General features: G+C 53.0%; 16 protein-coding genes. 2 read left to right on the plus strand and 14 right to left on the minus strand.

Going from position 1 to position 16350, the window contains the following annotated elements; all coding sequences use genetic code 11:
- Positions 1-254: 254 nt before the first annotated feature.
- On the plus strand, positions 255-2810 hold the full coding sequence (gene mutS / locus AB3G37_RS20575; RefSeq protein WP_369788943.1) for a DNA mismatch repair protein MutS: 2556 nt from the start codon (positions 255-257) through the stop codon (positions 2808-2810).
- Between the two features lie 173 nt (positions 2811-2983).
- Here the strand turns inward: mutS and rpoS are convergent, their stop codons facing one another.
- The 13 genes from rpoS to cysG form a co-directional block, all read right to left on the minus strand.
- A complete protein-coding gene (rpoS, locus tag AB3G37_RS20580) occupies positions 2984-3982 on the minus strand; it encodes an RNA polymerase sigma factor RpoS (RefSeq protein ID WP_369788944.1) in 999 nt (332 codons plus the stop codon).
- Between the two features lie 51 nt (positions 3983-4033).
- Positions 4034-5089, minus strand: coding sequence for a murein hydrolase activator NlpD (nlpD, locus tag AB3G37_RS20585; protein WP_009639017.1), 1056 nt, complete (start codon positions 5087-5089; stop codon positions 4034-4036).
- Between the two features lie 257 nt (positions 5090-5346).
- Positions 5347-5973 carry a protein-L-isoaspartate(D-aspartate) O-methyltransferase gene (locus AB3G37_RS20590; protein ID WP_009639016.1) on the minus strand — a complete coding sequence of 209 codons (627 nt, stop codon included), beginning with the start codon at positions 5971-5973 and terminating at the stop codon, positions 5347-5349.
- Positions 5963-6730, minus strand: a complete 768-nt coding sequence (gene surE / locus AB3G37_RS20595) for a 5'/3'-nucleotidase SurE (RefSeq protein WP_369791005.1) — start codon at positions 6728-6730, stop codon at positions 5963-5965. The genes AB3G37_RS20590 and surE overlap by 11 nt, the downstream gene beginning before the upstream one ends.
- Positions 6731-6761: 31 nt before the next feature.
- Positions 6762-7808: a tRNA pseudouridine(13) synthase TruD gene (gene truD / locus AB3G37_RS20600; protein ID WP_009639014.1), complete on the minus strand. Its 1047-nt coding sequence runs from the start codon at positions 7806-7808 to the stop codon at positions 6762-6764.
- A 4-nt stretch (positions 7809-7812) separates the two neighbouring features.
- Positions 7813-8286: a 2-C-methyl-D-erythritol 2,4-cyclodiphosphate synthase gene (ispF, locus tag AB3G37_RS20605; RefSeq protein ID WP_009639013.1), complete on the minus strand. Its 474-nt coding sequence runs from the start codon at positions 8284-8286 to the stop codon at positions 7813-7815.
- On the minus strand, positions 8286-9005 hold the full coding sequence (gene ispD / locus AB3G37_RS20610; RefSeq protein ID WP_369788945.1) for a 2-C-methyl-D-erythritol 4-phosphate cytidylyltransferase: 720 nt from the start codon (positions 9003-9005) through the stop codon (positions 8286-8288). The genes ispF and ispD overlap by 1 nt, the downstream gene beginning before the upstream one ends.
- A complete protein-coding gene (gene ftsB / locus AB3G37_RS20615) occupies positions 9002-9331 on the minus strand; it encodes a cell division protein FtsB (RefSeq protein ID WP_009639011.1) in 330 nt (109 codons plus the stop codon). The genes ispD and ftsB overlap by 4 nt, the downstream gene beginning before the upstream one ends.
- 204 nt (positions 9332-9535) lie before the next feature.
- Positions 9536-9871, minus strand: a complete 336-nt coding sequence (locus AB3G37_RS20620) for a DUF3561 family protein (RefSeq protein WP_037379460.1) — start codon at positions 9869-9871, stop codon at positions 9536-9538.
- A 63-nt stretch (positions 9872-9934) separates the two neighbouring features.
- Positions 9935-10540: an adenylyl-sulfate kinase gene (cysC, locus tag AB3G37_RS20625; RefSeq protein WP_009639009.1), complete on the minus strand. Its 606-nt coding sequence runs from the start codon at positions 10538-10540 to the stop codon at positions 9935-9937.
- A gap of 1 nt (position 10541) precedes the next feature.
- On the minus strand, positions 10542-11969 hold the full coding sequence (cysN, locus tag AB3G37_RS20630; RefSeq protein WP_009639008.1) for a sulfate adenylyltransferase subunit CysN: 1428 nt from the start codon (positions 11967-11969) through the stop codon (positions 10542-10544).
- Positions 11970-11981: 12 nt separating this feature from the next.
- Positions 11982-12890 carry a sulfate adenylyltransferase subunit CysD gene (cysD, locus tag AB3G37_RS20635; protein WP_009639007.1) on the minus strand — a complete coding sequence of 303 codons (909 nt, stop codon included), beginning with the start codon at positions 12888-12890 and terminating at the stop codon, positions 11982-11984.
- Positions 12891-12899: 9 nt separating this feature from the next.
- A complete protein-coding gene (cysG, locus tag AB3G37_RS20640) occupies positions 12900-14324 on the minus strand; it encodes a siroheme synthase CysG (protein ID WP_369788946.1) in 1425 nt (474 codons plus the stop codon).
- A gap of 206 nt (positions 14325-14530) precedes the next feature.
- Between cysG and AB3G37_RS20645 the strand changes: the two genes are divergently transcribed.
- Entirely contained in the window at positions 14531-15571 is a 1041-nt protein-coding gene (locus AB3G37_RS20645; RefSeq protein ID WP_009639005.1) for an aminopeptidase, read from the plus strand.
- A 37-nt stretch (positions 15572-15608) separates the two neighbouring features.
- Here the strand turns inward: AB3G37_RS20645 and AB3G37_RS20650 are convergent, their stop codons facing one another.
- Entirely contained in the window at positions 15609-16340 is a 732-nt protein-coding gene (locus tag AB3G37_RS20650) for a phosphoadenylyl-sulfate reductase (RefSeq protein ID WP_369788947.1), read from the minus strand.
- Positions 16341-16350 lie beyond the last annotated feature (10 nt).

The raw sequence follows: 16350 nt of genomic DNA on the forward strand, positions 1-16350 counted from the left end.
CGCATCGATCGATTTTGATATTTGCAAATCTTCGAGGCGCATTCCAGTTTACGGGTGTCAGTTTTGCCGTGCTTGGGCTACTATAGCAGCACAAAAATTTAAGAGCCTTACCAGATGTTAGCTCTATGAATTCACGCAATAAATTGATTTTTGTGATGTTGCCTCAGGGATGATTTTACGAACTTGCCGCAGGTCTGTTGGTCACAGTTCAAATCACAAAAACGTTAAAATTAAACAACTAAGAAACTAAGCGCATGAGTAATAGCGATAATTTAGATGCCCACACCCCCATGATGCAGCAGTATCTGCGTCTTAAGGCACAGAATCCTGAAATTTTGATGTTCTATCGCATGGGCGACTTTTATGAGTTGTTCTATGATGACGCCAAAAAAGCCTCCCAACTGCTGGAAATCTCGCTGACCAAGCGCGGCGCCTCCGCCGGTGAACCTATCCCGATGGCAGGTGTGCCTTATCATGCGGTTGAAGGCTACCTGGCCAAGCTGGTTAACCTCGGTGAATCAGTGGCTATCTGCGAACAAGTCGGCGATCCAGCATTGAGCAAAGGTCCGGTCGAGCGCAAAGTAGTTCGCATCGTGACTCCCGGTACTGTCAGTGACGAAGCCCTGCTCAGCGAACGCCAGGACAACCTTCTCGCTGCCATCTGGCAAGACGGGCGAGGTTTTGGCTACGCTACGCTGGATATCAGCTCGGGGCGTTTTCGCGTCGCCCAGCCGGCTGACCTTGAAACCATGGCCGCCGAGATCCAACGCACTAATCCGGCTGAACTTCTGTATCCGGAAAGCTTTGAATCGATGTCTCTTATCGATAACCGCCGTGGTCTGCGTCGCAGGCCGATGTGGGAATTTGAGCTAGAAACTGCCCGCCAGCAGTTGAACCTGCAGTTTGGCACCCGCGACCTTAGCGGGTTCGGCGTCGAGCAGGCCACCCAGGCATTACGTGCCGCAGGCTGTCTGCTGCAATACGTTAAAGATACTCAGCGCACTTCGCTGCCGCACATTCGTGGCGTAACCATGGAGCGCCAGCAGGACGGCATTATTATGGACGCCGCAACGCGCCGTAATCTTGAGCTGACTCAGAATCTGTCCGGCGGAGTTGAAAATACCCTGGCGGCGATCCTCGATCAAAGCGTGACGCCTATGGGCAGCCGCATGCTCAAGCGCTGGATCCACATGCCTACCCGTGATTTCAAAGTACTGAACAATCGCCAGCAGGCTGTGGGAGGGTTGCAAGATTTGACCGCCGATTTGCAACCGGTTCTGCGTCAGGTTGGCGATCTGGAACGAATTCTGGCTCGTCTGGCTCTGCGCAGTGCTCGCCCGCGCGATCTCGCCCGCATGCGGCATGCGCTGCAACAACTCCCTGAAATTCGCCTGATTCTAAAGTCTATCGACGTGCCGTATATCCAGACGCTGGTAGAACAGGCCGGCGAGTTTGACGAACTGATCGCCCTGCTTGAACACGCAATTATTGAGGCACCGCCGGTGCTGGTTCGCGATGGTGGCGTGATTGCTCCAGGTTATAACACCGAGCTTGATGAGTGGCGCGCCCTCGCCGATGGCGCAACGGATTATCTGGATCGTCTGGAAATCCGCGAACGTGAGAAGCTCGGTCTGGATACTTTGAAGGTCGGATTTAACGGCGTTCACGGCTATTACATCCAAATCAGCCGTGGGCAGAGTCATCTGGCCCCTATTCATTACGTGCGCCGCCAGACGCTGAAAAACGCCGAGCGTTACATCATTCCCGAGCTGAAAGAGTATGAAGACAAGGTCCTGACTTCAAAAGGCAAAGCCCTGTCTCTGGAAAAAGCTCTGTATGAAGAGTTGTTCGACCTGCTGATGCCGCATCTTCCTGCGCTGCAACAAAGCGCGGCTGCTCTTGCGGAAATCGACGTGCTGAACAATCTGGCCGAGCGCGCCTACACCCTGAATTATTGCTGCCCCACGCTGAGCGATAAGCCGGGGATTAATATTGTGGGCGGTCGCCATCCAGTGGTCGAGCAGGTGCTTAGCGAACCCTTTATTTCCAACCCGTTGCAGATGTCACCACAGCGCCGAATGCTGATTATTACTGGCCCAAACATGGGCGGTAAAAGTACTTATATGCGTCAGGCAGCGTTGATAGCCTTAATGGCGCACATCGGCAGCTTCGTGCCCGCCGAGCAGGCGACATTAGGCCCTATCGATCGCATTTTCACCCGCGTAGGTGCAGCGGATGATCTGGCATCGGGTCGTTCAACGTTTATGGTGGAAATGACTGAAACGGCCAATATCCTGCACAACGCCACTGAAAATAGCCTGGTGCTGATGGATGAAATTGGACGCGGCACGTCGACCTATGACGGACTGTCACTGGCCTGGGCCTGCGCGGAAAATCTGGCAAGCCGTATTAAAGCAATGACCCTTTTCGCTACCCACTATTTCGAGCTAACCACGCTGCCGGAAAAAATGGAAGGCACGGTAAATATTCATCTGGATGCCGTCGAGCATGGCGATACTATCGCCTTTATGCACAGCGTGCAGGAAGGAGCGGCCAGCAAGAGTTATGGCTTGGCAGTAGCGGCACTGGCGGGGGTTCCGCGTGAGGTAATCAAACGCGCGAAGCAGAAACTTAAAGAGCTGGAAACATTGTCGAACAACGCGGCGTCCAGCAAAGTGGATGGCCCACAATTGCCTTTGCTGAGCGAGGAAGTTTCTCCGGCGGTTGAGGCGTTGGAGGCACTAGACGCTGATTCTCTGTCGCCAAGGCAAGCGCTGGAATGGATCTACCGTCTCAAAACCATGCTATGACGGATAACTTGAAATGAAAAAAGGTGGGCAATCAGATTGCCCACCTTTTTTATGCTGCTTAGCTGTGTTTCGTTAAACCATCGACTCAATTGGATCGTCGTAAAACTGGTTCTGTTTAGTACAAATCATTCACGAAACTAGCCATGCAAGAAGCTACTTGCCCGTAAAACTAATTATTCACGAAACAGTGCTTCGATGCTCAGACCTTGACCCTGCAAAATTTCACGCAGGCGACGCAATCCTTCAACTTGAATCTGACGAACACGTTCACGCGTAAGACCGATTTCTCGACCGACATCCTCAAGGGTTGCCGCTTCATAGCCCAACAGGCCGAAACGACGCGCCAGGACTTCACGCTGCTTGGCATTCAGCTCGTACAACCACTTAACGATGCTGTGTTTCATATCATCGTCTTGCGTTGTATCTTCCGGACCGTTCTCTTTCTCATCCGCCAGAATATCTAACAGCGCTTTTTCAGAGTCACCACCCAACGGGGTATCTACAGAAGTAATACGCTCATTCAGGCGCAGCATACGGCTGACGTCATGGACCGGTTTGTCGAGCTGCTCTGCAATTTCTTCAGCACTTGGCTCATGATCAAGCTTGTGTGCCAATTCACGCGCAGTACGCAGGTAAACGTTCAATTCTTTAACGATGTGAATCGGCAAACGAATAGTACGGGTTTGATTCATGATCGCCCGTTCAATCGTCTGGCGGATCCACCAGGTTGCGTAAGTTGAGAATCTAAAACCGCGTTCAGGGTCAAATTTCTCTACTGCACGGATCAGGCCGAGGTTACCCTCTTCAATGAGATCCAGCAGTGCCAGGCCGCGATTACTGTAGCGGCGCGCAATTTTAACCACTAAACGCAGGTTACTTTCGATCATGCGGCGACGGGATGGAACATCACCTCGCAGCGCACGTCGTGCAAAATAGACTTCCTCTTCTGCGGTTAGCAGAGGAGAGTAACCAATTTCACCAAGGTACAGTTGAGTTGCATCCAGCACTCTTTGGCTTACAGCCTGCGAAAGTAACTCTTCTTCTGCTTCAGAAGCGTCAATCTCAACAGACTCCTCGACGGTTGCTTTCTCTTCGGCAAAGGCTTCAGCGCTGTTCTCGTCGAAATCTACATCATCGTGTAACTCGTTAACTTTCAGCGTATTCTGACTCATAAGCTGCTCCTACCCGTGGTCCCAAGGACAGAATCGGAGACTCTGCCCGGCTTATCGCTGCGGAAGATAACGCAGCGGGTTTACGGATTTCCCCTTGTAACGAATTTCAAAATGTAATCTTACTGAGCTGGTTCCGGTGCTACCCATCGTCGCTATTTTTTGTCCCGCCTGCACTTCTTGTTGTTCCCGGACCAGCATTGAATCATTGTGTGCATAGGCGCTCAAGTAATCATCATTGTGTTTGATGATGATTAGATTACCGTAACCACGAAGCGCATTGCCTGCATAAACTACGCGCCCACTGGCGGTTGCCAATACAGGTTGACCTCGCGAACCGGCTATATCGATACCTTTGTTTCCACCTTCGGAGGCAGAGAAGTTATCGATAATTTTCCCGTTAGTCGGCCATCTCCAAGAGGAAACTGGACCGCCATTGTCTGTGGTGCTTTCAACGGGGGTAGTCGGTGCGGTAACAGGGGCTGTTGTCGTAGCGACAACGCCTGCTGTAGGCAACATATGACCTACATTCTGTTTACTTGAAGTTTCAGAATACGTGGTAGTTGGTTGAGATGCAACCACTGTCCCTTGCATCATGCCACCGGATGGCGCTTGTGGAACCCCTCCGTGAGTCGCATCGGTTGCCACCAACGTTCCGCTGCCAGAGCTCGCCTCGGAAGAAACATTATTGATTTGAATCTTTTGTCCAACTTCAAGGCCGTAAGGTTGCGGGATATTGTTGCGCGCCGCAAGATCACGGAAGTCATTGCCGGTTATCCAGGCAATATAAAAGAGTGTGTCGCCGCGCTTGACGGTATACGTTTTACCGTTATAGCTGCCTTTAGGAATACTGTTATAACTTCGGTTATAAACGATGTGTCCCTGGGCGTTAATCATCGGGGCATTATCAACAGAATTTGGAGCCGCCTGCGCGCCATAATTAGGAGTAATCTGACCTCCAGAATTGCTGCGCAGCATGCCTCCACCGTTGTTTACGCTGCTTATTGGAGCAGTTGTCGAGGCATTATTGGAACATCCCGCGAGCCAGGCACCAACAAATGTACATACCGCAATGCGGCTTAAGGTTTTAATTGGGCTTCCCGTGCTCATAACTCCCCCATGACGGCAATATCAGAATCTATCGCGGCTCAGGCCAGACGCTGCCTGGCTCCATTTGGAACCTTATAGCAACGTAAGGCGTACCGTTAACCTGCTGGCTGAACACTGGTCAGCCCGATGGCGATAGTTAAAAAAACTGTGGCAATAAAAAACTGTAGTGAATGCTATCAACAACGCAACTTAAGCACCATAAATCAGTTGTATTTAAATTTTAAGGGCTTAGTGTCCGACAGAGCGAAAAACAAGCGTCAGGCAAGCTCGCCTTTGACTAAAGGAACAAAACGCACGGCTTCAATAGTTTCAATTGTAAAGTCGTTGGCTCGTCGCTGGATACGTTGCAAAGTCTGATTTTGCTCACCCACGGGCAAAACCATGATCCCGCCTTCGGCCAGCTGGGTTATCAGATCCTGAGGAATTTCTGGAGGGGCCGCGGTCACGATAATAGCGTCAAAAGGGCCGCGCGAAGGCCACCCTTCCCAACCATCGCCATGGCGGGTGGAAATATTGTGCAGATCCAGCTGCTTAAGCCGACGCTTCGCCTGCCATTGCAGGCCTTTAATACGCTCTACGGAAAATACGTGCTCAACCAGATGCGCCAAAATAGCCGTCTGGTATCCCGAGCCGGTGCCAATCTCCAGTACTCGCGACTGCGGCGTCAGGCGCAACAGTTCTGTCATGCGAGCTACGGTATAAGGCTGAGAGATAGTTTGTCCAAGGCCGATAGGCAACGCGGTATTTTCATAAGCTTTATGCTGAAAAGCCTCATCAACGAAGCGCTCGCGCGGCACAGTTTCCATCGCGTGCAGCAGATTCTCATCCGAGATGCCCTGTTTTCGCAGCTGTTCCAGCAAATTGTACATCGGCTTAATCACCATTCCCGTTCACCTCGGCTTTGGCTAACCATGTTCTGACGGTTTCTTGCGCCGCATAGGCCGTCAGATCGACGTGCAGAGGGGTTATTGATACATATCCCTGTGCTACGGCGGCAAAGTCAGTATCCGGCGCAATATCGAATTTCTCGCCGGGCGGACCAATCCAGTACATATCATGACCACGCGGGTCTTGCTGACAAAATACCTGTTCTGCCGGATGACGGCTACCGCAGCGTGTGACGCGATAGCCTTTAATTTGATCCAAAGGCAGATCAGGAACATTAATATTGAGGATACGACCGGTGTGCAAAGGCTCGGAGGCCAACATTTTTACAATACGGCAGGTGATTGCCGCAGCAGTGTCGTAATGCCGGTTGCCATCGAGGGAAACGGCAACCGCCGGATAACCGAGATGACGCCCTTCCATCGCGGCTGCAACGGTGCCGGAGTAAATGACATCATCGCCCAGATTCGGTCCGGCATTAATACCGGAAACCACGATATCCGGTCGCGGACGCATCAGGGAATTGACCCCCAGATAAACACAGTCCGTTGGCGTGCCGTTGATCACTGCCGTATCGCCATTGGCATTTTTTTGAATGCGCAGCGGCGAGTCCAGCGTCAGCGCATTGGAAGCGCCGCTGCGATTTCTGTCAGGTGCAACGAGGGTAACCTCGGCAAACTCACGCAGTGCCGAGGCTAGCGCCTGAATCCCAGGAGCGGTAACGCCATCATCATTACTCAGTAATATCCGTATCAGGGATGTCATGCGTTATTCTCCACGCCAGGTCTTATTCGCTAATGTCGGCTTCGCCTGCATCTTGTCCCATCAGTTCTCTGACAAGACTGGTGGCAAAGCTGCCTGCCGGAAGCCAAAACTTAAGTTCTAGCGTCGCGTCATCCACAGTTCGCCATGCGAGATCTCTTGGATGCAGCATAACTGCGCGGCGCGCGGGTTCAACCCGTTCGCGTTTAAGCAGGGACAACAATGCCGTTTGGTCTTCTATGCAGCCCAGTTCAAATAGTTCAGCATCTTGCTGCGACCCCAGCGGGCCATCGCCCGGCAGTGGCGCCGTGATCAGCAAATCACCGCTGGCGACGCGCGATTGCACCGACTCCAGCTCTTCTTCTTTAGCAACAAACCAGCTGCCGCGGCCGCTAAGCTGTAGGGCATCACCCAGCATGGCTTCAGTCATCAAACCTCGAGCAAGTCGCTCACTGGCAACGATATTAAACATTGCGCTGCGGCTCGCCGAGAGGTAAAAGCTGCGCTTCGGACGTTCTTTAACACGAATTTCGTCTTTCGCCCAACGGGTGGCCATTACCAGGTTATTGCCACCGCGTCCGAAGCGCTGCACGCCGAAATAGTTTGGTACACCCTGAGAAACAATTTTCTCCAGACGTTGCTGCACGTCGGCCAAATCAGTGAGATCACGCAGCACCAGAGTAAACAGGTTGCCTTTCAACGTGCCGATACGCATCTTTTTCAGATGACGAGCGTGACGTACAACCTCACAACCCTCCAGCTGAAACTGACTCAGGTCAGGCGTTTCTTTACCGGGCAAATGTACACAGAACCACTGCTCGGTCACAGCATGGCGGTCTTTCAACCCGGCATAGCTCACAGAACGAGGATGAACACCAGCAAAGCGCGCCAACTGTTCGGCAACAAACTGGGTATTACAGCCGGTTTTACGGATGCGAACCAGCAAATGCTCGCCCTCGCCGTCCGGCTCAAAACCGAGGTCTTCTTCAACGATGAAATCCTCTGCATTGGCCTTGAGCGTACCGGTGGAAAGCGGCTTGCCGTACAGCCAGGTCAGATTATTCATATCCACGGCGTCAGTCCTTGATCAACAAGGCAACAGCTTCACAGGCGATGCCTTCGCCACGACCGGTAAATCCAAGCTTCTCGGTAGTGGTTGCTTTTACGTTGACGTCGTCCATGTGACAGCCCAGGTCTTCGGCGATAAATACGCGCATCTGTGGAATATGCGGCAGCATTTTCGGGGCCTGGGCGATAATAGTTATGTCGATATTGCCAAGACGGTAACCTTTGGCTTTGATCTGGCGGTAGGCTTCACGCAGCAGTTCGCGGCTGTCGGCACCTTTATAGGCCGGGTCGGTGTCAGGGAACAGTTTGCCGATATCGCCCAGCGCCGCAGCGCCAAGCAGGGCATCAGTTGCCGCGTGCAGGGCAACGTCACCGTCGGAGTGTGCCAGTAATCCCCGATCAAAAGGGATGCGCACACCGCCGATCACCAGAGGGCCTTCGCCTCCAAATGCATGAACATCAAAACCGTGACCGATACGCATTACGCGCTCTCCTCTTGGTGCAACTGAGTTAAATAGAATGCTGCCAGTGCCAGATCTTCTGGACGGGTAACTTTAATATTATCGGATCTTCCAGCCACCAGCTCGGGATGATAGCCACAGTGCTCCAGCGCAGAGGCTTCGTCAGTGACGATCGCGCCTTCCGCAAGCGCGCGGGCGAGGCAGGTTTTAAGCAGATCCAATGGGAAAAATTGTGGCGTAAGCGCGTGCCAAAGATCTTGTCTATCGACAGTATGGGCGATTTTTTCAATGCCCGGCTCGCCGCGCTTCATGGTGTCTCGCACCGGTGCGGCAAGAATACCGCCGATTTTACTGTGTGCGCTGATTGCCAGCAGTCGATTGAGATCATCAATGTGCAAACACGGCCTTGCTGCATCGTGGACCAGCACCCATTCGGCATCACCGGCGTGTTGCAGCCCAGCCATCACCGAATCGGCACGCTGTGCGCCACCGGTCACCACCTTGACGCGCGGGTCGCTGGCAATCGGCAGTTGAGCAAAAAAGGTGTCCTGTGGACTAATGGCAACAATAACTTTCTGCACGCGAGGGCTGCGCAGCAACGCGCCAACAGCATGCTCAAGCAGCGTTTTACCCTCGATGGTCAGATATTGTTTTGGAAGTTCGCTTTGCATGCGGCTGCCAATACCGGCTGCGGGCAATACCGCGACGATATCGGCCGAGGAGACGGCTGTGTGACTCATGGATTATTGTTGATTCTTACTTGCGTTGTGTTGGAAGCCTGACTGTGCTTATTTTGGTCTGGCACAAGGCGATAGAAACTCTCGCCAGGCTTAATCATGCCTAGCTCGTTGCGTGCGCGTTCCTCAATCGCCTCCTGACCACCGTTAAGGTCGTCAATCTCTGCGAAGAGTTGGTCATTGCGTGATTTAAGTTTGATGTTGCTGCCCTGTTGCACTTCAACATCGTCGTTAACCCGCACGTAATCGTGAATACCATTCTTACCCAGCCACAGCGAATACTGTAGCCAGCCAAGTACAATCAATAATAGCAGCGTTAATTTGCCCATTCCGCCCCCTGAAAAAGCCGCTCAATCATCCCACAACTTTCACTCTGACTCCACACTGAAGGGGAAATTGACATGCAGATTAGGAGTTAAGTTAGGAATAAGCACAAGAATGACACAATGGTTTACAACAGTGCGGAGAAAAACGGCATAAATTTGGGGGTAAATTCGTCAGTTTACGAAACTGTTGCTAGACGGTGCGGTAAGTTACCAACCACTGAGAAATGAGAAGACCATCCAGAACACGCACATCACGGCAAGCCCTGTTAACGGTAATGCTTTCAACAAGCTGCCATTGAACAAGGTGCTGAAGGCAATGCCGATAAGCACGGAGATTGGCATTAAAGCCAGGAAAAACGGCCAAGTATAAAGCAGGAAAAACAGCGTATTGGAACCGTAGACGATAAAGGGGATTGCCAATGCCAGCCAGAAAAACACAAAACCGGTACAACCACCCAGCATGGAGTAGGATGGATCTTCCTTTTCCTCTGCTTCTGGCCTCTTACCGGTTATGTCGTTGAAAAACTGACTTAACGTTTGCATTGTTCAACCCCCTATTGGCTCGCTGTAAACTGACACGCTGTTTGGCGTTTTTGTCAGTAACACTTAGGAGTTGATAATACCTCTACGACGTAACACAGCTAATAATTGCGGGACTAAATTTGTTACTAATTGTTCACCATCAAGATGCACATCGGCCTGCAATGGCGCTTCGTAAACCGAGTCTATCCCGGTGAAGTTTTTCAGCTCTCCGGCGCGGGCTTTTTTGTATAAACCTTTAGGATCGCGCGCCTCGCAGATCTCGATTGGCGTATCGACAAATACCTCGATAAACTCCCCGTTATCCAGTAACTCACGCACCATTTCACGTTCGGCACGATGTGGCGATATGAACGCAGTCAAGACGACCTGACCAGCATCGACCATCAGTTTGGCAACCTCACCCACGCGGCGAATGTTTTCACGGCGATCGTCATCTGAAAAACCCAGATCGCGACAAAGCCCGTGTCTTACATTGTCACCATCTAGCAGGTAAGTGCTGACGCCAAGGCTAAACAAGGCCTGTTCCAGCGCGCCGGCTACAGTGGATTTACCAGAGCCTGACAGCCCGGTAAACCACAGTACCGCGCCGCGATGCCCGTGCTGCTTTTCGCGATCCGCACGCGTCACCGCGTGCGGATGCCAGACGATATTTTCGTCTTGCAGAGCCATATTATTTTCCACCCAACAGGTCGCGAGCGCCCCAGTGTGGGAAGTGGCGGCGAACCAGTGCGTTAAGTTCAAGTTCGAATGCGCTAAAAGCGCCATTATCCTGGTAAACCTGCTCAAGTGCTTCACGCACCAGACCTGCGCCGACAGTCACGTTGGTCAGGCGATCGATAAAGATCAGTCCGCCTGTGACCGCGTTTTGCTGGTAGTTATCCAGCACCAGCGGCTCATCAAACGCCAGCTCGACCAGCCCGATACCGTTCAGAGGCAGGCTTTCGACAACGCGCTGAGTCAGTGAGTTGATTTCCACCTGATATTCGATGTTTTCTACCCGCGCGCGGGCTTTCTTGCCACCGACCTTAATGTCATAGCTTTGACCAACGCTCAGTGGCTGTTCGGCCATCCACACCACGTCAACTTTAGCATTTTGAACCGCTTTCACCGTTTCGCTGGCATCAACCAGCAGGTCGCCACGGCTGATATCTACCTCGGTTTCCAGCACCAGCGTAATCGCCTCACCGGCCCAGGCTTCCTGCAGATCGCCATCGAAAGTTACAATACGTGCCACGGTAGACTCAACGCCGGACGGCAATACCTTGATTTTCTGACCGACGCGCACCGAACCCGAGGCCAGCGTACCCGCATAACCACGGAAATCGAGGTTTGGACGGTTAACGTATTGCACCGGGAAGCGCATCGGCTGCTGCTCGCGGATATTAATGACATTAACGGTTTCCAGCACGTCGAGCAGCGTTGGCCCGGTGTACCACGGCATCTTCTCGCTCTGGCTGGCGACGTTGTCACCTTCAAGGGCTGACAGCGGCACAAATTTAATATCCAGATCGGTCGGCAGCTGCTGGGCAAAATCGAGGTAATCTTGCTTGAACTGCTCGAATACCGCTTCGCTGTAATCCACCAGATCCATTTTATTCACTGCCACTACCAGGTGGCGGATACCCAGCAGCGTAGCGATAAAGCTGTGACGACGGGTCTGATCCAGCACGCCTTTACGGGCGTCAATCAGCAGGATAGCCAGGTCGCAGGTTGAAGCACCGGTTGCCATGTTACGAGTGTACTGCTCGTGCCCCGGCGTATCGGCAATAATAAATTTACGTTTTTCGGTCGAAAAATAGCGATAGGCCACGTCAATGGTGATGCCCTGCTCGCGCTCGGCCTGCAAACCGTCCACCAGCAGCGCAAGGTCAATCTTCTCGCCCTGAGTGCCGTGACGCTTGCTGTCATTGTGCAGCGAAGACAGCTGGTCTTCGTAAATCTGGCGCGTGTCGTGCAGCAGGCGGCCTATTAGCGTACTTTTGCCATCGTCGACACTGCCGCAGGTCAGGAAGCGCAGCAGACTTTTGTGCTGTTGAGAGTGCAGGTAAGCTTCAACGCCACCCTGCTCAGCGATTTGTTGTGCAATTGCGTTATTCATAGTCCGTGCTCCTTAGAAATACCCTTGACGCTTTTTAAGCTCCATCGAACCCGCCTGATCGCGGTCGATGGCACGCCCCTGACGCTCGCTGGTGGTAGAAACCAGCATCTCTTCGATGATTTCCGGCAGCGATTGTGCTTCGGACTCCACCGCGCCGGTCAGCGGCCAACATCCCAGGGTACGGAAACGAACCATTTTTTCTTCAATCTGCTCACCCGGCTGTAAATCAATACGATCGTCGTCCACCATCAGCAGCATGCCGTCACGCTCAAGAACCGGACGCGGCGCGGCCAGATATAGAGGAACGATCTCGATATTTTCCAGATAAATGTACTGCCAGATATCCAGCTCGGTCCAGTTGGACAGCGGGAATACGCGGATACTTTCACCCTTGTTAATCTGACCGTTATAGTTGTGCCACAGCTCAGGACGCTGATTTTTCGGGTCCCAACGATGGAAACGATCACGGAACGAGTAAATACGCTCTTTGGCACGAGACTTTTCTTCGTCACGACGCGCGCCACCGAAGGCAGCATCAAAGCCGTATTTATTCAGCGCCTGCTTCAGGCCCTCGGTTTTCATGATGTCGGTATGCTTGGCACTGCCGTGAACAAACGGGTTGATGCCCATCGCTACGCCTTCCGGATTTTTGTGCACCAGCAGCTCAAAACCGTAGTTTTTAGCGGTACGATCGCGGAACTCGTACATCTCCTTGAATTTCCAGCCGGTATCGACGTGCAGCAGCGGAAATGGCAGCGTGCCCGGGTAAAAGGCCTTGCGCGCCAAATGGAGCATTACCGAAGAGTCTTTGCCGATGGAATACATCATCACCGGGTTCGCGAATTCAGCCGCAACTTCGCGGATGATATGAATGCTTTCCGCCTCCAGCTGTCGTAAATGGGTGAGTCGTTTTTCGTCCATATCAGATCCTTAAGCCAAATTCACGACCGACGGGCGCTGGGCACCGGCAGTCTCTGGATGATGCCCAAACCAGGCGAGTTGGTGATGAAGTTCAACGACTTCACCGATCACCAGCAGGGCCGGTGAAGGCGCCTGTTGGGCTAATTGTTCTAGATTTTCCAATGTTCCGGTCAGCACTTGTTGATCGGGACGCGTGCCACGACCAATCACCGCCACTGGCGTATCCGCTGCGCGCCCGTGAGCAATAAGGTTACGGCTGATGTCCGAAGCTTTCATCGCGCCCATATAAATCGCCAGCGTCTGCTGCCCTCGGGCAAGCTCGGACCATTGCAGGCCATTGCCATCGGTGCGAATCTGGCCGGTAATAAACATCACGCTCTGCGCGCGCTCACGGTGAGTCAAAGGAATACCCGCATAGGCCGTTGCGCCCGCTGCAGCAGTAATGCCCGGCACCACCTGAAAAGGAATGCCCGCCGCGGCGACAACTTCCAACTCTTCGCCGCCGCGACCAAAAATAAACGGGTCACCGCCTTTCAGCCTGACCACTTTTTTTCCCTGTTTGGCCAGTTCGACCAGCAGACGATTGGTCTCTTCCTGCATCACCAGATGATTCCCGGCGCGTTTGCCGACACAGATTTTTTCCGCGTCGCGGCGCACCAGATCCAGCACTTCCGCGCTGACCAGGAAGTCATAGAGCACCACATCGGCCTGCTGCATCACCTGTAAACCTCGCAGAGTGAGCAGTCCGGGATCGCCAGGACCGGCTCCAACCAGAGTCACCATGCCCTGATGAGTGGCGTCGTCTGGCGCGTCTATTAATTGTTGTAACGCCAACTCGGCTTCCTTGAACTGCCCCCCGGCGGTCAAAGAAGCGAAGTTGCCGTCAAATGCCTGTTCCCAGAAACGGCGACGCGCAGACATCATGCCAAAGCGCTGCTTGACCCGCGATCGCCAGCTTCCTGCGATTTCTGCCATCTTGCCCAAACTGGCAGGCAGCAGTGTTTCTAGCTTTTCACGCAGCATTCTTGCAAGCACCGGGGCTTGCCCGCTGGAAGAAATCGCGACCACAATCGGTGAACGATCGACGATAGACGGGAAGATAAATGAACACTTGGGCTGATCGTCAACCACGTTGGCCAGCACCCGGCGCACGTTTGCTTCCTCGTAGACCTCGGCGTTGAGCCGCGGATCGTCAGTCGCCGCAATGACCAGAAAAACGTCGTCGAGCTGCTCGGCAATGAACGACTCTGCCAGCCATTGAATGGCCGACTGCTGGTGTAAATGTTCGACTTCCGAGGAAAGTGATTGTGCAACAACCCGCACTTCCGCACCTGCGCGCAGAAGGAGATCAATTTTTCGTGCAGCCACTTCTCCGCCGCCAACAACCAACACCGGACGTTGTTTAAGATCGGCAAATATAGGGAGATAGTCCACAGCAACCTTTTAGCATAAGTAAATCCATAATATGACTATACGGCTTGGCCGCGATCCATATGAAATGATGAAATGGAATGATTAGTTCCAGAATGGAATATAGCCCCGAAAAAGCTCGTTTTGAGAAAACACTAAATTGTTAATTTATCCGCTGAATCGCATACTATGCCCTGACTTTCCAAGGACGCCTGATAAGGATTTTTAGTATGCTCTTTCTTCGCCACGTAGCGCGTTCAGCCTTGCTTTTGACGCTAGGCGGCCTTTATGCAACCGGTGCCGTGGGCCAATCTTTAAAAACTCAGCCAGTCGGACACATTGCCGAGCAACAAACGCGACATATCGCCACCTATTTTCCCGGACGCATGGCCGGAAGCCCGGCCGAGATTATTGCCGCGGATTATCTGAATCAAAGTCTGAGCAAAATGGGTTACCAAAGTCACCTGCACGCTTTTGATGCCCGCTTTCTTTATACCAGTCAGAACGGTCGCCAAAACTGGCACAGTGTTCACGCCACTTCAGTGATCGCCGACCGCGCCGGCAAAGTGCCGCAGCAGATCGTAGTCATGGCGCATTTCGATACTTATCTGCCACAAAGTGACGCCGACAGTGACCACAACCTTGGCGGTCTGACGCTGCAAGGTGTCGATGACAACGCGTCTGGCGTCGGCGCGATGCTCGAACTGGCCGAGCGGATGAGCAAAGTCTCTACCCATTACAGCCTGCGTTTTGTGGCGCTGAGCGCTCAGGAAGCAGGAGAGCAAGGGGCGAAAGATTATCTTGCTTCGCTCAGCCCGGAAGAAAAAAAGCGCACGCTACTGGTGATCAATATTAATTCGCTGATCGTCGGCGATCGGCTGTATTTCAACAGCGGCCTCAACACTTCATCGGCAGTGGCCAAGCTGTCGCGCGACAAAGCGCTAAACTTCGCTCGCCGCATGGGCATCGCCGCGACTACCAGCCCTACCGGCACCAGCTGCTGTGAAGGACTAGAGGCTTTGGACAGCGAACACATTCCTCTGTTGCTAGTTTCTGCCAGCGACTGGGGATTAGGCAAAAAAGACGGTCAGCAGCAGCGCTCTGTCAGCAAGTATTTCCCCGACGGCACCAGCCGCTATCAGGGGCAAATCGACAATCTGCAATATCTCGATCGGATCTTGCCGGGACGGATCGCCAGACGAGAAAAAGACAGCGTAAAAATTCTGCTGCCTTTACTTAAAGAGTTAGCCAATCCGTCTATTCGCTCCTGAATGTTTGCTCCAGGGATGGGGGCAAACGGCCGCGCAATTACTCGTGCAATCCGCACTCGCGTTTTAGGCCGAAGAAACGGGTATCTTCCTCCTTCATGCCCTCTTCCCACTTCTTCGTGGTGTGCGTATCGCCAACCGACAGATAGCCCTGATCCCACAGCGGGTGATAGCTCAGTCCGTGCTGCTTGAGGTATTGGAAGATCTGACGGTTGTCCCAGTCGATGATTGGCAGAATTTTAAACACCCCGCGCTGCACCGCCAACACCGGCAAATGCGCCCGGCTGCCCGACTGTTCGCGACGCAGACCGGCGAACCAAGTCTGCACTCCCAACGTTTGCACCGCGCGGTTCATCGGCTCAACCTTGTTAATCAAATTATATTTCTCGATGCCCTCGACGCCCTGTTCCCAAAGTTTGCCGTAGCGCGCTTCCTGCCAGGCGGCAGAATGCTCGGCACGAAAAACCTTAAGGTTGAGATTAAGCTGTTCGGTTAAAGAATCGATAAACTGATAGGTTTCCGGGAACAGATATCCGGTGTCAGTGAGGATAACCGGAATGTCAGGTTTCTGGCGGGTGACCAGATGCAAACATACCGCCGCCTGAATCCCAAAACTTGACGATAAAGTGAACTCGCCCGGCAGATTTTCCAACGCCCAGCCAACACGTTCTTCCGCCGAAAGTTTTTCCAGCTGGCCGTTGATTTCGGCCAGGGCCAATGCCTGCCCGGACTTGGGCAGAGCATTTAATTCTGTAAGGGAGAGTGCTGTCATATCGCCTCCT

The organism is Rouxiella sp. WC2420, assembly GCF_041200025.1.
Lineage (GTDB): Bacteria > Pseudomonadota > Gammaproteobacteria > Enterobacterales > Enterobacteriaceae > Rouxiella.